General features: G+C 74.0%; 19 protein-coding genes. 6 read left to right on the forward strand and 13 right to left on the reverse strand.

The window, feature by feature from the left end; translation table 11 throughout:
- Nucleotides 1-8: 8 nt before the first annotated feature.
- The 3 genes from pstS to CAE01nite_RS12945 all read right to left on the reverse strand — a co-directional run bounded on the left by pstS (nt 9) and on the right by CAE01nite_RS12945 (nt 3,224).
- Nucleotides 9-1,127, reverse strand: a complete 1,119-nt coding sequence (pstS, locus tag CAE01nite_RS12935; RefSeq protein WP_146905227.1) for a phosphate ABC transporter substrate-binding protein PstS — start codon at nt 1,125-1,127, stop codon at nt 9-11.
- A gap of 220 nt (nt 1,128-1,347) precedes the next feature.
- On the reverse strand, nt 1,348-2,049 hold the full coding sequence (locus CAE01nite_RS12940; RefSeq protein WP_146905230.1) for a response regulator transcription factor: 702 nt from the start codon (nt 2,047-2,049) through the stop codon (nt 1,348-1,350).
- Nucleotides 2,046-3,224 (reverse strand): sensor histidine kinase, encoded by a 1,179-nt coding sequence (locus tag CAE01nite_RS12945; RefSeq protein WP_146905233.1) that lies wholly within the window; start codon nt 3,222-3,224, stop codon nt 2,046-2,048. Before CAE01nite_RS12945 ends, CAE01nite_RS12940 begins: the two co-directional genes overlap by 4 nt.
- 125 nt (nt 3,225-3,349) lie before the next feature.
- Here CAE01nite_RS12945 and phoU point away from each other — a divergent pair, with 125 nt between their 5' ends.
- Complete coding sequence (gene phoU / locus CAE01nite_RS12950; RefSeq protein ID WP_146905236.1) at nt 3,350-4,012, forward strand: phosphate signaling complex protein PhoU; 663 nt, start codon at nt 3,350-3,352, stop codon at nt 4,010-4,012.
- Nucleotides 4,013-4,044: 32 nt separating this feature from the next.
- Nucleotides 4,045-4,593 (forward strand): VOC family protein, encoded by a 549-nt coding sequence (locus CAE01nite_RS12955; protein ID WP_146905238.1) that lies wholly within the window; start codon nt 4,045-4,047, stop codon nt 4,591-4,593.
- 123 nt (nt 4,594-4,716) lie between these two features.
- Here the strand turns inward: CAE01nite_RS12955 and CAE01nite_RS12960 are convergent, their stop codons facing one another.
- Both CAE01nite_RS12960 and CAE01nite_RS12965 read right to left on the reverse strand, forming a co-directional pair.
- Nucleotides 4,717-5,454: a phosphoglyceromutase gene (locus CAE01nite_RS12960; protein WP_146905242.1), complete on the reverse strand. Its 738-nt coding sequence runs from the start codon at nt 5,452-5,454 to the stop codon at nt 4,717-4,719.
- 44 nt (nt 5,455-5,498) lie between these two features.
- Nucleotides 5,499-6,659 (reverse strand): hypothetical protein, encoded by a 1,161-nt coding sequence (locus CAE01nite_RS12965; RefSeq protein ID WP_146905245.1) that lies wholly within the window; start codon nt 6,657-6,659, stop codon nt 5,499-5,501.
- 131 nt (nt 6,660-6,790) lie between these two features.
- Here CAE01nite_RS12965 and CAE01nite_RS18815 point away from each other — a divergent pair, with 131 nt between their 5' ends.
- Both CAE01nite_RS18815 and CAE01nite_RS12975 read left to right on the forward strand, forming a co-directional pair.
- Nucleotides 6,791-8,113, forward strand: coding sequence for a sensor histidine kinase (locus tag CAE01nite_RS18815; protein ID WP_222595923.1), 1,323 nt, complete (start codon nt 6,791-6,793; stop codon nt 8,111-8,113).
- Nucleotides 8,110-8,781, forward strand: a complete 672-nt coding sequence (locus tag CAE01nite_RS12975) for a response regulator transcription factor (protein ID WP_146905248.1) — start codon at nt 8,110-8,112, stop codon at nt 8,779-8,781. Before CAE01nite_RS18815 ends, CAE01nite_RS12975 begins: the two co-directional genes overlap by 4 nt.
- Nucleotides 8,782-8,811: 30 nt before the next feature.
- Here the strand turns inward: CAE01nite_RS12975 and CAE01nite_RS12980 are convergent, their stop codons facing one another.
- From CAE01nite_RS12980 to CAE01nite_RS13000, 5 genes are all read right to left on the reverse strand, one after another.
- A complete protein-coding gene (locus CAE01nite_RS12980) occupies nt 8,812-9,927 on the reverse strand; it encodes a lactonase family protein (protein WP_146905251.1) in 1,116 nt (371 codons plus the stop codon).
- Between the two features lie 106 nt (nt 9,928-10,033).
- Complete coding sequence (gene mmsB / locus CAE01nite_RS12985) at nt 10,034-11,230, reverse strand: multiple monosaccharide ABC transporter permease (RefSeq protein WP_146905253.1); 1,197 nt, start codon at nt 11,228-11,230, stop codon at nt 10,034-10,036.
- The gene (gene mmsA / locus CAE01nite_RS12990; protein WP_146905255.1) at nt 11,227-12,774 is read right to left on the reverse strand and encodes a multiple monosaccharide ABC transporter ATP-binding protein; all 1,548 of its coding nucleotides are present in this window, start codon (nt 12,772-12,774) and stop codon (nt 11,227-11,229) included. The genes mmsB and mmsA overlap by 4 nt, the downstream gene beginning before the upstream one ends.
- A 104-nt stretch (nt 12,775-12,878) precedes the next feature.
- Complete coding sequence (chvE, locus tag CAE01nite_RS12995) at nt 12,879-14,015, reverse strand: multiple monosaccharide ABC transporter substrate-binding protein (protein ID WP_186816581.1); 1,137 nt, start codon at nt 14,013-14,015, stop codon at nt 12,879-12,881.
- A 208-nt stretch (nt 14,016-14,223) separates the two neighbouring features.
- Entirely contained in the window at nt 14,224-15,558 is a 1,335-nt protein-coding gene (locus tag CAE01nite_RS13000) for an ROK family transcriptional regulator (RefSeq protein ID WP_146905258.1), read from the reverse strand.
- A gap of 70 nt (nt 15,559-15,628) precedes the next feature.
- Here CAE01nite_RS13000 and xylA point away from each other — a divergent pair, with 70 nt between their 5' ends.
- Nucleotides 15,629-16,816 (forward strand): xylose isomerase, encoded by a 1,188-nt coding sequence (gene xylA, locus CAE01nite_RS13005; protein ID WP_146905260.1) that lies wholly within the window; start codon nt 15,629-15,631, stop codon nt 16,814-16,816.
- A 171-nt stretch (nt 16,817-16,987) separates the two neighbouring features.
- The gene (xylB, locus tag CAE01nite_RS13010; protein ID WP_146905263.1) at nt 16,988-18,442 is read left to right on the forward strand and encodes a xylulokinase; all 1,455 of its coding nucleotides are present in this window, start codon (nt 16,988-16,990) and stop codon (nt 18,440-18,442) included.
- Between the two features lie 64 nt (nt 18,443-18,506).
- Here the strand turns inward: xylB and CAE01nite_RS13015 are convergent, their stop codons facing one another.
- The 3 genes from CAE01nite_RS13015 to lysS form a co-directional block, all read right to left on the reverse strand.
- Entirely contained in the window at nt 18,507-18,869 is a 363-nt protein-coding gene (locus tag CAE01nite_RS13015) for a histone-like nucleoid-structuring protein Lsr2 (protein ID WP_146905266.1), read from the reverse strand.
- Between the two features lie 330 nt (nt 18,870-19,199).
- On the reverse strand, nt 19,200-19,376 hold the full coding sequence (locus CAE01nite_RS18210; protein WP_186816582.1) for a hypothetical protein: 177 nt from the start codon (nt 19,374-19,376) through the stop codon (nt 19,200-19,202).
- 197 nt (nt 19,377-19,573) lie between these two features.
- Nucleotides 19,574-21,118 (reverse strand): lysine--tRNA ligase, encoded by a 1,545-nt coding sequence (gene lysS, locus CAE01nite_RS13020; protein ID WP_371862902.1) that lies wholly within the window; start codon nt 21,116-21,118, stop codon nt 19,574-19,576.
- Between the last annotated feature and the right edge of the window lie 92 nt (nt 21,119-21,210).

Below are 21,210 nucleotides of genomic sequence, written 5' to 3' on the forward strand. Positions count from 1 at the left end.
GGGGCGTGTCAGGCGCCGGCGCCGATGGCCTCGATCGAGGCCTCGATGTCGGTGCGCAGCGTGTCCGAGATCGGCGCCGAGCCGGCCGAGGTGGCGGCCGCCTCCTGGCCCTCGGAGCTGGCGACGTAGCCGAGGAACGCCTTGACCAGATCGGCCTTGGCCGGGTCCTCGTACGCCGTGCAGGCGATCGAGTAGGAGATCAGGACGAGCGGGTAGGCACCGGACGCGGTCGTGGCGCGGTCGAGCTCCACGACGACGGCGTGCTCGGACTGGCCCTCGGCGCGCGGGGAGGCGTCGACCACGGCGGCCGCGGCCTCCGGGGAGTACGCGACCCACTCCTCGCCGACCTTGATCCGGGCCGTGCCGAGGGACCCGGCCTTGGACGCGTCGGCGTAGCCGATGGTGCCCTCGCCGCCCTGGACCGTCTGGACGACGCCGGACGTGCCCTGGGCCGACTGGCCGCCGGAGACGGGCCAGTCACCGCTGGCCTCGTGCGGCCAGGCCTCGCCGGCCGTGGCCACGAGGTACTCGGTGAAGTTCTCCGTGGTGCCGGACTCGTCGGAGCGGTTGACCGGCGTGATCGGCAGGTCGGGGAGGGTCGCGTCGGGGTTGTCCGCGGCGATCTCAGGGGCGTTCCAGGTCGTGATCGTGCGGTTGAAGATCCCCGCGATGACGGCCGGGGAGAGGTTCAGCTCGTCGACCCCCGGCAGGTTGTAGATCACGGCGATCGGGCTGATGTACAGCGGGACCTCGATGGCCTCGCCGTCGGTGCACCGCTCGGCGGCCTGCGTGAGCTCGTCCTCCTTGAGGGCGGCGTCCGAGCCGGCGAAGTCCGTGCCACCCTCGAGGAACTGGGTGCGACCGCCGCCGGAGCCGACGGGGTCGTAGCTGACGTTCACGTCCGGGTTCGCGGACTGGAAGCCGGCACGCCAGGCCTCCATCGCGGACTCCTGGGACGACGCACCGGCACCGACCAGCTCACCGCTGAGCTCCGAGCCCGCCTCGGTGGCGTCACCGGCGGGGGCGCCTGCTGCGACGGGGTCGTCGGACCCGCACGCCGCGAGCGAGAGGGCGAGGGCGCCGGTCAGGGCGATGGCCCCGACACGGCGGTGGAGAGAAACGTTCACTGTGCTCCTGCCTGACTGTCGTCTAGGTGCCGCAGTCGTGCGCCGCGGCCTCGCCAGACGCTAGGGAGGAGACATGACCGTTCGGCCCGCCGAAGGTGAACCCCAGGTGAACTGATCGCGACGACTTGGCTGGATCCGCCCCGTCGGGTAGCGCGGGAGGGTCGACCTGTGACAAGGGACACAGCCGCCGTGACGGGCCGCCGGGCGCCGCCGGCCGCGGTCAGCCAGCCGGTTCGTCGGTCAGCTTGTAGCCCAGGCCCCGCACGGTCAGCAGCAGCCGGGGGTTCGCCGGGTCCGGCTCGATCTTGGCCCGGACCCTCTTCACGTGGACGTCCAGGGTCTTGGTGTCCCCCACGTAGTCCGAGCCCCAGATGCGGTCGATGAGCTGGCCGCGGGTCAGCACGCGCCCGGCGTTGCGCAGCAGCATCTCCAGCAGCTCGAACTCCTTGAGCGGGAAGGAGACCGCCTGCCCGTGCACCTCGACGACGTGGCGCTCGACGTCCATCCGGACCGGGCCGACGGCGAGTGCGCCCTCCTCGGCCTCCGCCGGCTCGACCGCGTCGGTGCGGCGCCGCAGCACCGCCCGCACGCGGGCGAGCAGCTCCCGGTAGGAGTACGGCTTGGTGACGTAGTCGTCGGCGCCGAGCTCGAGGCCCACGACCTTGTCGATCTCGGTGTCCTTCGCGGTCAGCATGATCACCGGCACGGAGGACCGGCTGCGCAGCGCGCGGCACACCTCCGTCCCGGACAGGCCCGGGAGCATGAGGTCGAGCAGCACCAGGTCGGCGCCGCTGCGGTCGAACTCGGTCAGCGCGTCCGGGCCGGTGGCCGCGGTGACGACGTCGTAGCCGTCCTTGGTGAGCTGGTAGGACAGCGGGTCGCGGTAGGACTCCTCGTCCTCCACGAGCAGGATGCGCGTCACGCATCCACCTCCTCGGGATGGGGGCGCTCCGGCTGGGGCGGCAGGTGCGCCGCCGGGATGCGCAGGGTGAAGGTCGAGCCCTTGCCGGGCTGCGACCAGATGCTCACGTCCCCGCCGTGGTCGGCGGCGACGTGCTTGACGATGCTCAGGCCGAGCCCGGTCCCGCCGGTCTCGCGCGAGCGCGCCGGGTCGACCCGGTAGAACCGCTCGAAGACGCGCTCCTGCTCGTCGGGGCGGATGCCGATGCCCTGGTCGACGACGGCGATCTGCACCATGTCCCCGACCGCCCGCGCGCCGACGCCGACGTGCGTGCCCTCCGGGGAGTACCGGACGGCGTTGTCCAGCAGGTTGCGCACCGCGGTGACCAGCAGCGCGTGGTCGCCGTACACCTGCAGCCCCGGCTGCCCGCCGGCGTCCAGGGTGATCGACTTCGCGGTCGCAGCCGTGCGGGCGCGGTCGACGGCCTCGGCCAGCACGGCGGCGACGTCCACCAGCGCGGTCTGGCTGAGCGCGGCGACCTGGAGCCGGGACAGCTCGATGATCTCGTGCACGAGAGCCGACAGTCGCGCCGACTCCTGCTGCATGCGGCCGGCGAAGCGCCGCACGGCGTCGGGGTCGTCCGCGGCCGCCCCGACCGTCTCGGCGAGCAGGGACAGGGCCCCGACCGGGGTCTTCAGCTCGTGCGACACGTTGACGACGAAGTCCCGGCGGATCGCCTCCAGGCGACGGGCCTCCGTGCGGTCCTCGGCGAGCACGAGCACGTGCCGCGGCCCCACGTGCGCCACCCGCACCTGCAGCATGACGCGCGCCGGCCCGACCGGGCCGCGGGGCAGCTCGAGCTCCTCGTCGCGGATGACGCCGTCGCGCCGCACGTCCACCACCATGTCGCGGATCGCGGCGTGGGTGATCCGGCCGTCCCGGACGACGCCCAGCGCGTAGGCGGGCGGGCTCGCGCGCACGACGACGTCGTCCTCGTCCAGCACCACCGCCGCGGAGCGGAGCGCGGCCAGCGTCCGCACGAGCCCGTCGGCGAGCTCGGGCTCGGGTTGCGCGAGGACGCCGCGCTGCGCACGCTCGCTGTAGCGGAACCCCACCCCGGCGGCGACGCCGACCAGCAGGCCGAGCAGGCCGGCGAGCACGAGCAGGGATCCGTCCACGGGCGCCAGGTTACGCATGGACGGACGAGGATCCGGACGGCCGTTCGCGCGTCGGGCGTCGTGCGCGCAGTGTTCACCGTAGGGCGGCCGGACGTTCACCTCGTCCTGCGAGGGTGGACGGCGATCCATGGAAGAGGGAGCACATGCGGGAGATCTTCGAGGCCGAGCTCAAGCAGCTCGGCGTGGACCTGGTGACGATGAGCCGCCAGGTCGAGGTGGCCGTCACCAACGCCGGCCGGGCGCTGCTGACCGGCGACGTGGCACTGGCCGAGTCGGTGATCGTGGCCGACGAGGCGATCGACGCGCTCGAGCGGGACCTCGACGAGCGGTGCGTGCTGATGATCGCGCAGCAGGCGCCGGTCGCGACCGACCTGCGGATCGTCATCTCGGCGCTGCGCATGAGCGCGACGCTGGAGCGGATGGGCGACCTCGCCCGTCACGTCGCGGAGGTCGCGCGCGCGCGGTTCCCGCGCAACGCGGTCCCCCACGCCCTGTCGGGCACCTTCGCCGAGATGAACGACGCCGCCGTGCGGGTCGCCGCCCGGACCACCGAGGTGCTGCTGACGCGGGACCTGGAGGAGGCCCGGGGCATCGAGCGGGACGACGACCTGCTCGACCGCCTGCACGAGGACACGTTCACGGCGCTGCTGGGCGGCAACTGGAACGGCAGCCCGCAGGAGACGGTCGACGTCACCCTGCTGGGCCGGTACTACGAGCGGTTCGGGGACCACGCGGTCTCCATCGCTCGACGGGTCACCTACCTGGTGACCGGGGACTTCAAGGACGAGGTCGTCCACCTGCGCTGAACCGCAGGGGTCGCGGGTCCGTTGGCCGCGACATGAGCGACACGAGCGACACGAGCGACACGAGTGACCTGGCCGACCACCCGTCCGCCGTCCGGCCCTCCGCGGTCCGCCAGCTCCGCCTGGTGGTGACCGCCGAGGACTGGGCGGCGGCCGTGGCGTTCTACCGGGACGCTCTCGGGCTGCCCGAGCTGGGCGCGTTCAGCGACCCCGACGGCCGGGTCGTCATCCTCGACGCGGGGCGGGCGACCCTGGAGCTGACCGACCCGGCGCACGCGGCCTACGTCGACCGGGTCGAAGGCGTGCACCGTCCGGGTGCCGGGCCCGCGGGGCCCGCGGGACCGGTGGTGGCCGGGGCCGGGTCGGAGGTGGCCCCGGGGGCCCGGGTCCGGGTCGCGTTCGAGGTCACCGACGCGGTCGGTGCCACGCGGCGGCTGGAGGCGGCCGGCGCGCGGGTGGTCGCCGAGCCCGTCCGGACGCCCTGGGGCTCGCTCAACGCCCGGCTGGACGCACCGGCAGCGCTGGAGGTCACCCTCTTCGAGGAGCTGGGCGGGCCGGACGTCCCGGAGCCGCCCGGGTCCTGAGCCTGCGGAGGGGTCCGACGCCGACGCGGCCTGCCCCGAGCGACCGCCGGGACGACGACGGGGTGCCGACGCATCCGCGTCGACACCCCGTCACGGCGTCGTGGTGCCCCGGGTCGGCCTCGGTCAGCGGCCCTGGTTCGCGACCGCGGCGATCGCTGCGGCGGCGGCGTCGGCGTCCAGGTACCGGCCGCCGGGGAGGGTCGGGCGCAGGTCGTCGTCCAGCTCGTAGACGAGCGGGATGCCGGTCGGGACGTTGAGCCCGGCGATGGCCTCGTCGCTGACCGCGTCGAGGTGCTTGATGATCGCCCGCAGCGAGTTGCCGTGGGCCGCCACCAGCACGGTCTTCCCCGCCCGCAGGTCCGGGACGACGGCGTCCTGCCAGTACGGCAGCGCGCGCTCCAGGACGTCCTTGAGGCACTCGGTCGCGGGCGTCGGCTCCCCGGCGTACCGCGGGTCGGCGTCCTGGGAGAACTCCGAGCCGGGCTCGATCGCGGGCGGCGGGATGTCGAAGGACCGGCGCCACAGCATGAACTGCTCCTCGCCGAACTCCGCCAGCGTCTGCTTCTTGTCCTTGCCCTGGAGGGCGCCGTAGTGCCGCTCGTTGAGCCGCCAGTGGCGCGCGACCGGGATCCAGTGCCGGTCGGCGGCGTCCAGCGCGAGGTTCGCGGTGGTGATCGCGCGGCGCAGCAGCGACGTGTGGACGACGTCGGGCAGCACGCCGGCCTCGGTCAGCAGGGTGCCGCCCCGCTTCGCCTCCTCGACGCCCTTCTCGCTCAGCGCGACGTCGACCCAGCCGGTGAACAGGTTCTTGGCGTTCCACTCGCTCTCGCCGTGGCGGAGCAGCACGAGGGTGTTGGTCATGGCGCCCATCCTGCCGCAGACCGCGGGCCCCGCACCGCGTGAGGTCATCGCGCGGCGAGCGGGTCGGCGGCAGAGGCCGGCCCGGGCGCGCCGGCGGTCCGACGCCGGTGGTAGGCGAGCGCCGCGATGCCGAGGGCCGGTCCCCAGACCGGGGCCGGGATGAGCAGCACCAGCCAGGGGCTGCCCTGGAGCGACATCATCACCAGGCTGACCGACGCCGCGCACAGCACGGCCGACACGATCCCGGCCGGCACGACGGCCGCGGCGACCGGCACGGGTCGGCCCCGCAGGCCGGGGATCCAGCGGGGGAACACCTCGCCCCACCGGGAGATCAGCCCGACCGTCAGGACCGAGCCACCGAGCGCGGCCAGGCCGAGGAGCAGCCCGAAGACGCGGATGCCGCCGTCCAGGGCCTCCACGCCGCCCGGCGCGCCGAGCGGCCACGGGGTGAGCCAGGTCATCCGCACCAGGACGTAGGGCAGCGGGCACGCCGCCGCGACCCAGGTGGCGACCCGGCCCCGGCGCTGCCACGGGTCGGGCGCGATCGGTCCCACGGCGGCGCCCCGACGGGCGGCGGCCAGGATCAGCGCGCCGAACAGCACACCGCCGAGCAGCATGACCGCGAGCACGAGCGGTCGCGGGCCGACCCGCTCGAGCCCGCCGCGGATCCCGCGCAGCATCTCGACCGTGGGACTGCCGATCTCCCCGGCGAGCACCCCGATCGTGATCGCCGCGCCGACGGCGGCCAGGGCGAGGAGGTTCCGCGGGCTGCGCCGCGCGCCGACGGCCAGCAGCACGACCAGGACCGGTGGCCCCGCGAGCGCCATCGCATACCCGAGGAAGCTGAGCAGCTGGACGTCCGGGACCAGCACGCCGAGCACGATCGTGACGACACCGCCGGCGGCGAGCAGCGGGCCGCGGGCACGGTCCCCGGCGCGGAGCCGTCCGAGCGCGATCGCGAGCGGCACGCCGAGCAGCCCCAGCACGAGGAGGGCGGCAGCCGCGGGTCGCGGCTCCACCAGCGCGAGCGGGGAGGAGGGCGTCGGCGAGATGCCGTCGTCCAGCACGTAGTCGCCGGGCCGGACCAGCCACCACAGCGCGAGCGCCGCACAGCCCGCCGACCAGGCGGCTGCGGCGGCGACGGTGCGTGGGTGGTGGTGCGGGCGGTGGGTCGGGAGCGGTCGAGGCCGCGTGTCGATGTCCATGCCGTCCACGGTCCCGGCGGCGCCCGCCCGCCGGCATCGGGCCCCGGGATCGCCGTGCCGCGACCACGGGACCACTCGTCCGAGACCGTGGTCGCATTCCCGCGCTCCGGGCGCGCTCGTAGGGTCGAGCCGTGGGCGAGGCGCGGCGGTGGACGGCGGCGGTCGGGGCGGTCCTGCGCCGACCGTGGATCGGCGACCTCGTGCTGGCGGTCGCCCTGGCGGCGGTGGTGAGCCCGACCTCGCTCGCCCTCGTCCGGGACGCGGGCACGGGGACGCTGGTCGGCACCGATCGGACGACCGTGCTGGGGGGCGTGCTGGTGGGCGCGGTCGTCGTGCTGCACGCCGCGGTGGCGCTGCGGTGGTGGTCGCCCGTCGCGGTGCTCGCCGTGCTCGCGGCCGCGGAGCTGGCTCTGGCCCTGGCGCCCGCCCTCGTGCAGCCGGGTGCGGGACCGGCGTCCGCGGCGTACCCGGCCGTCCTGCTCCCCTCGAGCCTGGCGTACCTGATCGGTGCGTACACGGTGAGCGCCCGGGCGGAGCGGCCCTGGCCGCTGGTGTCGCTCGTCGTCGGCCTGGTGGGCGCGGCGGTGACGGCGGGACGCTTCGCGCTCGGGCAGCGCGCGGCCGGCGCACCCCCGGACCCGGGCGAGCTCCTGCTGGTGAGCGGCACGCTCGTCGGTGCGGTCGTCGCCGCCTGGGCGCTGGGCCGGTTCCGTCGGGTCCGCGCCGACCAGCTCTCGACCCTGGCCGAGCGCGCCCGGGCGGCCGAGGCCGACCGGGACCGTCGTGACCGGCAGGCGGCCGCCGAGGAGCGGGCGCGGATCGCGCGGGAGATCCACGACGTCGTCGCGCACTCCCTCTCGGTCGTGGTGCGCCTGGCGGAGGGCGGCCGGTACGTCGCGACCCAGGACCCGGCGGTCGCCGCCCGCGCGCTGGGCACGATCGCCGACACCGGACGGGAGGCCCTGAGGGACATGCACGCCATGCTCGACGTGCTCGGACCGGACGGTGGGGACGGCCCGGGCGCGGGGGCGGCCGGTGCGCCGCAGCCCACGCTGGACGACCTGCCGGACCTCGTGGAGCGGCTGCGCGGCTCGGGGCAGACCGTGGACCTGCGGGTGGACGGCGACCCGCGCCCGCTCGACCGGGCCGGTCACCTGGCCGCCTACCGCCTCGTCCAGGAGGCGCTGACGAACGTCGTCAAGCACGCCGGCCCGGACGCGCGGGCCGACGTCGTGCTGTCGTGGGCGCCGCACGCGCTGCACCTGCGCGTCTGGGACAGCGGCGGCCGGGTCGCGGCGTCACCGGGGCCGGCGGGCCGCGGGCTGCCGGGGATGGCGGAGCGGGTCCGGCGCGTCGGCGGCCGGCTGCACGCGGGCCCGGCCGGCACCGGCGGCTTCGTCGTCGACGCCGAGATCCCGGTGCCGCCCGCCGGCCGGACGGCGGGCACCCGGTGAGCGACGTCATCCGCGTCGTGCTGGTCGACGACCAGGCGCTGATCCGGATCGGGCTCGCGATGATCGTCGACGCGCAGGACGACATGCGCGTGGTCGGCGAGGCCGCCGACGGGCAGCGCGCCCTGGACCTGCTGGCCACGACCGGCTGCGACGTCGTGCTGATGGACGTGCGCATGCCGCGGCTGGACGGGGTCGCGGCGACCGAGCGGCTGCTCGCCCGCGGCCCGCAGGCACCTCGGGTGCTCGTGCTGACCACCTTCGACCTCGACGAGCACGCCTTCGCGGCGCTGCGCGCGGGCGCGAGCGGGTTCCTGCTCAAGGACGCCCCCGCCCAGGAGGTGCTCGACGCGATCCGCACCGTGCACGCCGGGGACGCGGTCATCGCCCCCTCCACCACGCGCCGGCTGCTGCAGCACGTGGCCGCGGACCTGCCCACCGCGGCCGCGGACGACGCCCTGGCCGTGCTCACCGAGCGGGAGCGTGCCGTCATGATGGAGGTCGCGCGGGGGGCGACGAACGCCGAGATCGCGGCGCACCTGCACCTCGCCGAGCCCACCGTGAAGACCTACGTCGGGCGGATCCTCACCAAGCTCGACCTGCGCGACCGCGTGCAGATCGTCATCCGCGCGTACGAGACGGGGCTGATCCGGCGCGGTGCGCCGTCGTGACAGACCGGGCGCGGCCGTCCCCCCGCGGCGTCAGCCCACCACCGGCACCACGCACGCGGCGGCCGGGACGTCGGCCGTGCCGAGCACCCGTCCGCCGTCGCCGACGGCGTGGGACGGCGCCAGCGGCACGACGGCGACGCGTCCGCCGACCTGGTCCGCGACGAGCGCGAGGTCGCCGTGCACCGCGAGGTGCCGCGGCCACGCGCCGCCGCTGGTGACCTCCCGGGCGTCGCCCGGCAGCCCGGTGGCCGGGTCGCACGCCAGGACGACGAGGACGTCGGGGCCGCGGACCGCGACGACCAGCCGGTCCCCGTCGAGCACCACGTGCGAGGGCAGCGGCGTGCCGTCCGCGTACGGGGCGGACTCGGCGGTGAGCGGCGTCCGGGTCAGCGCGACGGTCCGCACCGGCTCGGCGGTCGCGGTGGTGGGGTCCCAGCGCAGCACGTGCACGGCGCCGTCGAGCTCGCCGACCACGTGGAGCAGGTGCCCGCCGGCACCGTCCCCGCCGACGGCCAGGTGCCGCGGCCCGGTGCCCGGCGGCAGGTGGGCCGCCACGCCGTCGTCGGTCAGCAGCCCGTCGCCACCGCGGCGCAGGCGGCGCACGTCGTCGGTCCCGAGGTCGCAGACCAGCAGGTGGGCGCCGCCCGGGGCGGTCGCGGCGAAGTGGGCGTGCGGGCCCTCCTGCCGGTCGGCGCGCGGGCCGGAGCCGGAGTGCCCGAGGGACTGCACCGCCCCGCCCGCGGCCAGGACGGGGCCGGCGAACCGGCCGTCGGGGTCCAGCGGCAGCACGCCGACGGTGCCCGAGCCGTAGCAGGACGTGTACAGCGTCCGCGCGTCCGGGGCGAGCAGCACGTGGCACGGCCACTCGCCGCCGGCCCCCACGGTGGCGATCGGGTCGAGGCCGTCGGGGGTCACGGCGAACGCGGTGACGGTGCCCGGGTCCGCCTCGGCGACCGCGTACAGCACGCGGCCGGAGGGGTGGGTGGCCAGGAACGTCGGCGCCGGGGTGCGCGCCACGAGCCGGGCGGCGCAGAGCCCGCCCGTCACGGGGTCGAGGTCGACCCGCCAGATCCCCTCGCCCTGCCCCGTCGCCGTCCCCGCCCCGGCCGCCGGGTAGGTCCCGACCCACCACGCCGTGGTCGTCATCGCGGGCTCCGCTCCCCCGGCCGTGCCGGACGTCGTCGTCGGACGTGCCACGGCCCCCGGCACCGCGCAGGGCGGTGCCGGGGGCCGTGGGCCGTGCGTGCTGCGGTCAGCGGCCGCGGCGCTTGCTGAGCAGGTCGAACGCGACCGCCAGCAGGAGCACCAGGCCCTTGATCGCCTGCTGCCAGGCGGGGTCCACGGACATGATCGACAGGCCGATGTTGAGGACGCCCATGATGAGCGCGCCGACGATCGCGCCGGACACCCGGCCGACGCCACCGGTCACGGCGGTGCCGCCGATGAAGCAGGCGGCGATCGCGTCGAGCTCGAAGTTCTGACCGGCCGCGGCCACGGCCGCACCCGCCCGGGACGTCGTCACGATGGCCGCGACGCCGGCGAGGGCGCCCATGTTGACGAAGATCCAGAAGTTGACCCGGCGCGTGTCCACGCCGGACAGGATCGCCGCGTGCAGGTTGCCGCCGATGGCGTAGATGTGGCGGCCGAACACCGTGCGGCCCATGAGGAAGCTGTAGGCCACGATCAGCACGCCGACGATGACCAGCACGATCGGGGTGCCACCGGCGCTGCCGGCGAGGATCCACGCCAGGGCGCCGATCAGCACGGAGATCACGACGATCTTGGCGACGAACGCGCCGAACGGCTCGACGTGCAGCTCGTGCCGCAGCAGCGTCCGGCGGGCGCGCAGCTGGCTCAGGACGATGGCGGCGATCGCGATGCCGCCGATCGCCAGCGTGACGACGTCCCGGTTGGCGACGAACCCCAGGAAGTTCGGCAGCGAGCCGTTGGAGATCTCGACGAACGCGCCCGGGAAGCTGGACACCGTCACGCCGACGAGCAGGATGGCGAACCCGCGGAAGATGAGCATCCCGGCGAGGGTGACGATGAACGCGGGGATGCCGACGTAGGCGACCCAGAACCCCTGCCACGCGCCGACGACCGCGCCGAGCACGATGCCCAGCAGGACGGCGAGGAGCCACGGCAGGCCGGCGTCCTTCATCGCGAGGGCGCTCACGCCGCCGATGAACGCCACCAGCGAGCCGACCGACAGGTCGATGTGGCCGGCGACGATGACCATGACCATGCCGATGGCCAGGATCATCACGTAGGCGTTCTGCTGCACCAGGCTCGCGACGTTGTTCGGCAGCAGGAGCTTGCCGTCGGTGAGGACCTGGAAGAGCAGGACGATCACCAGCAGCGCACCGATGATCCCGTACTGGCGGACGTTCCCGCCCAGGCTCCGGCGCAGGCCGCCGGCCTTCGCGACGCTCGGCTTGGTCGTGGTCATCGGGACACTTCCCTCTCCATGGTCATGTAGTGCATGAGCCCCTCCTGCGTGAAGTCCTCACGGGAGACCTCGCCGGTGATCCGGCCCTGGCTCAGCGCGTAGATGCGGTCGCAGATCCCCAGCAGCTCGGGCAGCTCGGACGAGATGACGATGACCGCCTTCCCGGACTCCGCGAGGGCGTTGATGATCGTGTAGATCTCGTACTTGGCGCCGACGTCGATGCCGCGGGTGGGCTCGTCGAGGATCAGCACGTCCGGGTCGGTGAAGATCCACTTCGACAGGACGACCTTCTGCTGGTTGCCGCCCGACAGCGTCCCGGTGACGACGTCGACCGTGGGCGCCTTGATGTTCATGTCGGTGCGGAACTTGCCGGCGACGCGGGTCTCGCCGCTGGCGTCCATCACGCCCCACCGGGCGACCTTGCCCAGCGCCGACGCGGTGATGTTGCGCTTGATGTCGTCGATGAGGTTCAGGCCGTACTTCTTGCGGTCCTCGCTCACGTAGGCGATCCCGTGCCGAATCGCCTCCCGGACGTTGCCGGGCGCGATGGGCTGCCCGTTCTTGACCAGGCGGCCGGAGATCTTCGTGCCGTAGCTGCGACCGAAGACGCTCATCGCGAGCTCGGTGCGCCCGGCACCCATGAGACCCGCGATGCCGACCACCTCGCCGCGGCGCACGTGCAGGTTGGCGTGGTCCACGACGACGCGCTCGGTGTCGATCGGGTGGTGCACGGTCCAGTCCTCGATCCGCAGCACCTCCTCGCCGATGTGCGGCGTGCGCTCGGGGAACCGGTTGTCCAGCGAGCGGCCGACCATCCCGCGGATGATGCGCTCCTCGCTGACCCGCTCGGCGCCACGCATGTCCAGCGTCTCGATCGTCTGCCCGTCGCGGATGATCGTGGTGGAGTCGGCGATCGCGGCGATCTCGTTGAGCTTGTGCGAGATGATGATCGAGGTGATGCCCTGCCCCTGCAGGCTCCGCAGCAGGTCCAGCAGGTGCTCGCTGTCGTCGTCGTTGAGCGCTGCGGTGGGCTCGTCGAGGATGAGCAGCTTGACCCGCTTGGACAGCGCCTTGGCGATCTCGACGAGCTGCTGCTTGCCGACGCCCAGGTCGAGGATCTTGGTGTCCGGGCTCTCCTCGAGGCCGACCCGGGCGAGCAGCTTGGCCGCCTCGGCGTTCGTCTTCGTCCAGTCGATGACCCCGCGGGTCGCCTGCTCGTTGCCGAGGAAGATGTTCTCCGCGATCGACAGGTACGGGCTGAGCGCCAGCTCCTGGTGGATGATGACGATCCCGCGCTCCTCGCTGTCGCGGATCGTGCGGAACTCGCACGGCTCGCCCTCGAACAGGATGGTGCCGTCGTAGGAGCCGTGCGGGTACACCCCCGACAGGACCTTCATCAGGGTGGACTTGCCCGCGCCGTTCTCCCCGCAGATCGCGCGGACCTCGCCCTTGGTGACCTGGAGGGTCACGTCCTGCAGCGCCTTGACTCCCGGGAACGTCTTGGTGATGCCGCGCATCTCCAGGACGACGTTGTTGCTCGACATGCGTCGCTCGCTGTCTGTGGGTGGGACTGGGTCGTGGCACCGGGCCGGCGGGGGATCCCGCCGGCCCGGGTCCGGTGCGGCCGCGCGCGCGGCCGCACCGGGTGTCACAGGCCGATGTCGCCGGCCTCGTAGAAGCCGGACTCCACGAGCTCGGACTCCACCGTGTCCGGCGTCACCACGACGGGCGGCAGCAGGTAGGTCGGGACGACCTTCACCCCGTTGTCGTAGGTCTCCTCGTCGTTGACCTCGACCGTCTCACCGCCGACCATCTGGTCGACCATCTTCGCGACCTGGTCGCCCAGCGTGCGGGTGTCCTTCCAGACCGTCATGGACTGCTTGCCGGCGAGCATGTTCTCCACGTTGGCCTGGTCGGCGTCCTGGCCGGTCAGCAGCGGCCAGTCGGCCTCGGTGTAGCCGGCGCCGTCGAGCGCCTGGGCGATGCCCAGCGCGAGCGAGTCGTTCGGGGACAGCACCACGTCGACCTTCTGGTCCGCGTAGAACGAGTTCAGGCGGTTCTGCATCTCCGACTGGGCGGTGTCCGAGGACCAGCCCTGGATGCCGATGCTCGCCCACTCGTCGTTGCTCGCGGGGTTGCGACCGGAGGGGACGACGAGCTTGCCCTCGTCGATGTACGGCTTGAGCACGTCCCACGCACCGCTGAAGAAGAACTTCGCGTTGTTGTCGTCCGGGGACCCGGCGAACGGCTCCAGGTTGAACGGGCCGGCCTGGTTCTCCAGGTCGAGCTGCTCGACGATGTACTCGCCCTGCAGCTGCCCGACGCGGTAGTTGTCGAACGTCGCGTAGTAGTCGACGTTCTCGGTGCCGTTGATCAGCCGGTCGTAGGCGACGACCTGGATGTCCCGGCTGGCGGCGTCGGAGAGCACCGGGCCGAGCGCGGTGCCGTCGATCGCGGCGACGACCAGGACCTCGGGGTCCTGGTTGATGAGGTTCTGGATCTGGGTGATCTGCTGGTCGACCTTGTTGTCGGCGTACTGCAGCGTCGTCTCGTAGCCGGCCTCCTGCAGAAGCTCCTCCAGGTGGGCGCCGTCCTTGTTCCAGCGCTCCAGGCTCTTGGTCGGCATCGCGATGCCGATGAGGCCGCCGCCGCCGCCCTCGGCGGCGTCGCCCGAGCCGGAGCCCGAGCCGGAGTCGGTGCGCTCGGCGCTGCACGCGGTGAGCGAGAGGGCGAGCACCGCCGTCCCGACCATGGCGGTGATGCGCGTGGTGTTCCTGACAGACATCTGTACGACCTTCCGGTTCTGGACGCGCCGGTCCGTTCCGGCGCGGTGCTGCCTCGCGGGTGCGGAGCGTCCTCCGGGGCGGCAACGGGCGAGCGTACTCGCCTGCGGGCCCGTCCGGACGCCGTTCTCGCCCGATTAAGTTAACCGCGTGAACATACGGTGCGCGGCGCGGGCCGCGCAGGCGCGTCGCCGAGCCTGCGAGGGCACGCTATACCCGGGCCCCGGCAGCGGCTACGACCACGTCACCCGCGCCCCACGCGGCGGGGTCGTCGACCAGCGCCCGCAGGACGGTCAGCGCGCCGCCGGTCATCGCCGGGTACTGGCCCGCGCGCGCCCCGCTGACCGTGATCTCGCTCCACGGCGCGGAGAGCACGCGGCGGCGCAGCTCCTGGGCGACCGGCCGCTCCAGGTGGGCCGCGAGCTCGGCGTACGTCCCGCCCAGGACCACCTGGCCGACGTCGACGATGTTGACGACGTTCGCCAGCGCGATGCCCAGCGCCGCACCCCCGGCCGTCAGGGCGCGCACGGCCGTGGGGTCGCCGGCGTCGGCCGCCCGGGCCAGCACGGAGATCGGCAGCGCCCGGTCCAGGCCGGCCGCGGCCATCAGGGCGTCCTGGCCCGCGAAGGTCTCCAGCGTCGCGACGGTCCCCGGCGCGCCGGGCAGCTCCACGACCGTGTGCCCGATCTCCCCGCTCCAGCCGTGCTGGCCGAGGAAGATCTCGCCGTCCAGCACGATCGCGCCGCCGATGCCGATCTCGCCGGACACGTAGACGAAGCTCGACGGGCCGTCGTGCCGGCGCGCGTGGGCCTCGGCCCGGGCCGCGAGCTTGGCCTCGTTCGCCAGCCGCGGCGGCATCCCGGCCAGCACGGGGTGCTCCGTGAGCAGGCGCACGACGTCGACGTCCCGCCACCCGAGGTTGGGCGCCAGGCGCAGCGGTCCCGTCACGCTGTCCACGAGGCCGGGCAGGGCCAGCGCCGCGCCGGCCAGCATGACGCCGTCCGCGCTCAGCATCGCCACCACCGCACCGGCGAGCTCGGCCAGCCGCTCGAGGACCACGGCAGGGTCGCTGCCCCGGTGGTCGCCGATCTCCACCCGCTCGCTCACCACGCGCCCGGCGAGGTCGACCGCGCGCACGCCGAGGTAGTCGACGTTCACCTCGAGGCCGACGGCGGCGATGGTGCCGCGGGCGGGGACCAGCGGGACGGCCGGGCGGCCGACCCGCGTCGCGGCGACCGGCTCGAGCTCGGTCACCATGCCGGCCGCCACCAGCCGGTCCACCAGCGCCGAGACCGTGGCCCGGGTCAGACCGGTCGCGGTGGCGATCGCGGCCCGGGACACCGGCTCCGGCGCGTCGCAGACGTGCCGCAGTGCCAGACTCAGGTTGTGCTCGCGCAGCGTGCGCTGGCGCGCCGCCGTCCCCGAGCGTCCGGTCCCCCGCAGACCGGCCCGCACGGGCCGGGGGCGTGCCCGCTCCCCGTTGTGCGCAGCATCTCGGACCGATGGACGCACGTCGTCCGCGGGCGGCTCGAGATCACGGCTCATGGGTTGACCCTAGCGCCGTCAGGGTTTAAGTTCAGTCACACAACAAATCTCGACGAGGAGAAGACTTCGCATGGTGCGCAAGCCCACCCCTGAGGACAAGTTCGCCTTCGGCCTGTGGACCGTCGGCTGGGCGGCACGGGACCAGTTCGGCTCCGCGAGCCGTCCCGAGCTCGACGTGGTCGAGTCCGTCCACCGGCTCGCCGAGCTCGGCGCGTCCTTCGTGACGTTCCACGACAACGACGTGATCCCGTTCGGCGCGGACGCCGCGACCCGCGACGAGATCCTCACCCGGTTCCGCAAGGCGCTGGACGAGACGGGCGTCAAGGTCTCCATGGTCACGACCGACACGTTCGCGCACCCGATCTTCAAGGACGGCGCGTTCACCTCCAACGACCGCGAGGTCCGCCGCTACGGCCTGCGCAAGGTCCTGCAGAACGTCGACCTGGCCGCCGAGATGGGCGCCGAGACGTTCGTCATGTGGGGCGGCCGCGAGGGCGCCGAGTACGACGCCTCGAAGGACCTCTTCGCCGCGCACGAGCGCTACGCCGAGGGCATCGACACCGTCGCCGGCTACATCAAGTCCAAGGGCTACGGCATGCGCATCGCGCTGGAGCCCAAGCCGAACGAGCCCCGTGGCGACATCCTCCTGCCGACCGTCGGGCACGCCCTGGCGTTCATCGAGAAGCTCGAGAACGGCGACATCGTCGGCCTGAACCCGGAGACCGGGCACGAGCAGATGGCCGGCCTGAACTACACGGTCGGCCTCGCCCAGGCGCTGTGGGCCGAGAAGCTGTTCCACATCGACCTGAACGGCCAGCGGTCCATCAAGTACGACCAGGACCTGGTGTTCGGCCACGGCGACCTGCTCTCCGCCTTCTTCACCGTCGACCTGGTCGAGAACGGCTTCCCCAGCGGCGGCCCGAAGTACGACGGTCCCGTGCACTTCGACTACAAGCCGTCGCGCACCGAGGACATGCAGGGCGTGTGGGCGTCCGCCGCGGCGAACATGTCCATGTACATCCTGCTCAAGGAGCGGGCGCAGGCGTTCCGCGCCGACCCCGAGGTCCAGGCCGCCATGGAGGCGAGCAAGGTCTTCGAGCTGGCGCAGCCGACCATCGCCGAGGGCGAGACCCTCGAGGACCTGCTGGCCGACCGCTCCGCGTACGAGGACCTGGACGTCGACGCCGTCGCGGCGCGCGGCTTCCACTTCGTGCACCTGAACCAGCTGGCCGTCGAGCACGCCCTCGGCGGCCGCTGACCCTGCCGGACCAGCACCGACCCGGGCCGCCGGGGAGCCTCGCGCTCCTCGGTGGCCCGGGTTCGTTGCGGACGCCGGCGGCGGGGACGCCCCGCCGCGGCACCGCAGCAACTGCAGCACCGCAGCACCGCCCGCACGACCCTCTCCCCTGACACTCGAAGGAGCTCAGCGATGCCGCTGGTCGCCGGGGTGGACTCCTCCACCCAGTCCTGCAAGGTCGTCGTCCGCGACGCCGAGACCGGTGCCCTCGTGCGCACCGGGCGCGCGTCTCACCCGGACGGCACCGAGATCCACCCCGACCGCTGGTGGGAGGCGCTCCAGACGGCGATCGCCGACGCCGGCGGCCTGGACGACGTGGCCGCCGTCGCCGTGGGCGGCCAGCAGCACGGGATGGTCGTCCTCGACGCCTCCGGCGCGGTCATCCGCGAGGCCCTGCTGTGGAACGACACCCGCTCCGCGCCGGCGGCCGCCGACCTCGTCCGCGAGCTCGGCGACGGCGACCCGGAGGCCGGCGCGGCCGCGTGGGCGCAGGCCATCGGGTCCGTCCCGGTCGCCTCGCTGACGGTCACCAAGCTGCGCTGGCTGGCCGACGCGGAGCCGGAGAACGCCGCCCGCGTCGCCGCGGTCGCGCTCCCCCACGACTGGCTGACCTGGAAGCTGTCCGGCTCCACCGACATCGCGGACCTGGCGACGGACCGCTCGGACGCCTCGGGCACCGGCTACTGGTCCCCGTTCACCGACGACTACCGTCGCGACCTGCTCGCGCTCGCCCTGCGCCGCGACGCGGACGCCGTCGTGCTGCCGCGCGTCGTCGCGCCGGGTGCTGTGGCCGCCACGTCGGCGACCGGCGTGGTGCTGGGCGCGGGGGCCGGCGACAACGCCGGCGCAGCACTGGGCCTGGGCATGGTGGAGGGCGACGTCGCGGTCTCGATCGGCACGTCCGGGGTGGTGTCGGCGATCTCCGCCGAGCCCACCGCCGACGCGACGGGGATGGTCACCGGCTTCGCCGACGCCACGGGCGCGTTCCTGCCGCTGGCCTGCACGCTCAACGCCTCCCGCGTCCTGGACGCTGCCGGCCGTATGCTCGGCGTCGACCACGCCGGGCTGAGCGAGCTCGCGCTGTCCGCGCCGGTCGGGGCGGACGGCCTCGTCCTGGTGCCCTACCTGGAGGGCGAGCGCACCCCCAACAAGCCCGACGCGACGGGCGCGCTGCACGGCTTGCGGCTGGGCAACACCACGCCCGCGCACCTGGCCCGGGCCGCGGTCGAGGGCATGCTGTGCGCGCTGGCCGACGGGCTCGACGCGCTGCGCGACCAGGGTGTGCCGGTGCGGACCGTGTCGCTCATCGGGGGCGGCGCGCAGTCCGAGGCCGTGCGCCGGATCGCTCCCTCGGTCCTCGGCCTGGACGTCGCGGTCCCGCCGCCGGGCGAGTACGTGGCCGACGGCGCCGCACGTCAGGCCGCCTGGGCCCTCGCCGGGTCCGCGACCGCGCCGACGTGGTCGGCCGCCGGGGACCCGGAGGTCTACCGCGCGCCGGCTGCGCCCGTCGTCCGCGAGCAGTACGCGGCCGTGCGCGACCTGACGGCCACCCGCAGGGCCGGCCAGGAGGTCGGCCCGCAGGACTGAGCCGGGCTGCGTCGGTCGGCGGATCGCGTCCGCGGTCCGCCGACCGACACGCAGGCACTCCGGGTCAGTGCGCGGCCTCGTAGGCCTTGCGCACCTCGGCCGAGATGCGGCCGCGCTCGGAGACCTCGTGGCCGTTCTCGCGGGCCCACTCGCGGATCGCCGTGGCGTCGCCGCCCGAGGCGGAGCGCCGGCTGCCGCCGCCGCCGCCGGTGCCGCCACTGCGCTGCTGGCGCCCGCCGCCCCGCGAGCCGGACCCCGTCTTGCGGGCGTGGCCCACCCAGCGCGAGAACGACTCGCGCAGCTCGGCCGCGTGCTCCGCGGTGAGGTCGATCTCGTACGAGACACCGTCCAGAGCGAAGGTCACCGTCTCTTCGGCGGTCCCTCCGTCGATGTCGTCGACCAGCAGTACCTGGACCTTCTGCGCCATGTGCATTCTCCCTCATTCGGTGCGGGTAATCAGTCGCAGGCCGAGCATCCCACCGCGAACAAAGCGCGTCAAAGCGCCCTGTGAATGGGCGCGTCGGATTCTGCCGCCGATCGCGAGCCGGCGCCCCGTGCCTGCACCGTGATTGTGCGCCGCGCGGCCGACGGGCCGGGACGACGTACCGGCGGAATCCGACGGGCGCGAATACCACGGCACCGGCACGGCCGCCGACGGCGTGCACAGGCGGCACTCGGCAGGTGACCACCCACGGCCGCCGTGGGCGGCGTTCGGTCCGGCAGGGGCGTGCGAGGGGATTGGCGGACGGTCGGGGCGCTATGCCGCGCCGGCGTCCCGGGTCCGCGCCGCCGCGTCCTCCTCCGCCTGCAGGCGCGCCATGGCGGTCCGCTCGTTGCGGTCGGCGTTCACGAGGGCGCGGATGGCGACGTAGAACAACGCGCCCACCCCGATCGGCGGGGCGAGCGCGGCGAGCGCGGCCAGGAACGTGTCCACGGACCCGAGTCTACGCCCGGCGCCCCGGCCTCCCGGCGGTACCGCCCGCACCGGCGGGACGGGCGAGAAATGTCACACCGCGGACGACCGCGCGTCACACCCGCCATGGAAGGACGGACGACCACGTCGGCCCGGGCAAATCGGGTGGGCGCATTGCCCGCACCGCTGCGCCAGCTGCTGCAGCGCCCTTTGCGCGGCTACCCGAGCGGCTTCACGAGCGGGAACAGGATCGTCTCGCGGATGCCCAGGCCGGTGAGTGCCATGAGCAGGCGGTCGATGCCCATCCCCATCCCGCCCGACGGCGGCATCGCGTACTCCATCGCGACCAGGAAGTCCTCGTCCAGGAGCATCGCCTCGTCGTCCCCCGCCGCGGCCAGCAGGGCCTGCGCCTCGAAGCGCTCGCGCTGCACGACCGGGTCCACGAGCTCGGAGTAGGCGGTCGCGAGCTCCATCCCGCGCACGTACAGGTCCCACTTCTCCACCTGACCGGGACGTGAGCGGTGCGCGCGGGTCAGCGGCGAGGTCTCGACCGGGAAGTCGCGCACGAACGTCGGGGCGTACAGGTCGTCGCCGACCAGGTGCTCCCAGATCTCCTCCACCAGCTTGCCGTGGCTCGCCCGCGCGGGGTCCACCGACAGGTCCAGCCGGTCGGCGTGCGCGAGCAGGGCCGCCACGGACGTCCCGGGGGTGACCTCCTCCCCGAGGGCGCCGGAGAGGGACTCGTACATGCTCAGGCTGGTCCACTGCCCGCCGAGGTCGTACACCTCGCCGCCGGCCAGGGTCACCTCCGTGGTGCCCAGCGCGTCCAGGGCCGCAGCCTGCACCAGGTCCTGGGTGAGCTCGGCCATGGTGTCGTAGGTGCCGTAGGCCTCGTACGCCTCGAGCATCGCGAACTCCGGCGAGTGCGTGGAGTCGGCGCCCTCGTTGCGGAAGTTGCGGTTGATCTCGTAGACCCGCTCGACCCCGCCGACGACCGCGCGCTTGAGGAACAGCTCCGGCGCGATCCGCAGGTACAGGTCGAGGTCGAACGCGTTCATGTGGGTGCGGAAGGGTCGCGCGGTGGCGCCGCCCTGCACCGTCTGCAGCATCGGGGTCTCCACCTCGACGTAGTCGCGCCGGTGGAAGTTCTCGCGCAGGGAGCGCACGACGCCGGCGCGCAGCCGCACCATGTCGCGGGCGGCGGGGCGGGCGATGAGGTCGACGTACCGCTGCCGGACGCGCGCCTCCTCCGACAGGTCCTTGTGCAGCACGGGCAGCGGGCGCAGCGACTTCGCGGCGAGCTGCCAGGCGTCGGCGAAGACGGACAGCTCACCGCGGCGGGAGCTGATCACCGTGCCGTGCGCGAACAGGTGGTCGCCGAGGTCCACGTCGGCCTTGAACGCGGCCAGCGACTCCTCGCCGACGACCCCCTGGCTCAGCATGACCTGCAGCCGGTTGCCCTCGCCGTCCTGCAGGGTGACGAAGCACAGCTTGCCGGTGTTGCGCAGGTAGACGACCCGTCCGGCCACGCCGACGACGTCCTCGGTCTCCTGGCCGGCCTCGAGGTCGGGGTGCGCCGCCCGGACCGCCGCGATCGTGTGCGTGCGCGGGACCGACACCGGGTACGGCTCGACGCCGTCGGCCAGCAGGCGCTCCCGCTTCTCGCGGCGGACCCGCATCTGCTCGGGGAGCTCGTCCGTCGGCAGGTCGGTCGGCGCGTCGGTCGGTGCGGCCGCGGGGGGCACGGCGGGGGTCTCGCTCACCGGGTGATCCTAGGCGACCGGTGGGCGCGCACCCGGCCGCCGTCCGGCGCACCACGGCCGGCCGGACCGTCCCCCGTCGTCCCCCCGCGAGG

This window comes from Cellulomonas aerilata (assembly GCF_007991755.1).
Classification (GTDB): domain Bacteria; phylum Actinomycetota; class Actinomycetes; order Actinomycetales; family Cellulomonadaceae; genus Pengzhenrongella; species Pengzhenrongella aerilata.

Bases quoted from the DNA above. Each gene is read 5' to 3' on its own strand.
- CAE01nite_RS12945 (WP_146905233.1), bottom strand. From the start codon at position 3,224: ATGCGTAACCTGGCGCCCGTGGACGGATCCCTGCTCGTGCTCGCCGGC.
- phoU (WP_146905236.1), top strand. From the start codon at position 3,350: ATGCGGGAGATCTTCGAGGCCGAGCTCAAGCAGCTCGGCGTGGACCTG.
- CAE01nite_RS12955 (WP_146905238.1), top strand. From the start codon at position 4,045: ATGAGCGACACGAGCGACACGAGCGACACGAGTGACCTGGCCGACCAC.
- CAE01nite_RS12960 (WP_146905242.1), bottom strand. From the start codon at position 5,454: ATGACCAACACCCTCGTGCTGCTCCGCCACGGCGAGAGCGAGTGGAAC.
- CAE01nite_RS12965 (WP_146905245.1), bottom strand. From the start codon at position 6,659: ATGGACATCGACACGCGGCCTCGACCGCTCCCGACCCACCGCCCGCAC.
- CAE01nite_RS12980 (WP_146905251.1), bottom strand. From the start codon at position 9,927: ATGACGACCACGGCGTGGTGGGTCGGGACCTACCCGGCGGCCGGGGCG.
- mmsB (WP_146905253.1), bottom strand. From the start codon at position 11,230: ATGACCACGACCAAGCCGAGCGTCGCGAAGGCCGGCGGCCTGCGCCGG.
- mmsA (WP_146905255.1), bottom strand. From the start codon at position 12,774: ATGTCGAGCAACAACGTCGTCCTGGAGATGCGCGGCATCACCAAGACG.
- chvE (WP_186816581.1), bottom strand. From the start codon at position 14,015: ATGTCTGTCAGGAACACCACGCGCATCACCGCCATGGTCGGGACGGCG.
- CAE01nite_RS13000 (WP_146905258.1), bottom strand. From the start codon at position 15,558: ATGAGCCGTGATCTCGAGCCGCCCGCGGACGACGTGCGTCCATCGGTC.
- xylA (WP_146905260.1), top strand. From the start codon at position 15,629: ATGGTGCGCAAGCCCACCCCTGAGGACAAGTTCGCCTTCGGCCTGTGG.
- xylB (WP_146905263.1), top strand. From the start codon at position 16,988: ATGCCGCTGGTCGCCGGGGTGGACTCCTCCACCCAGTCCTGCAAGGTC.
- CAE01nite_RS13015 (WP_146905266.1), bottom strand. From the start codon at position 18,869: ATGGCGCAGAAGGTCCAGGTACTGCTGGTCGACGACATCGACGGAGGG.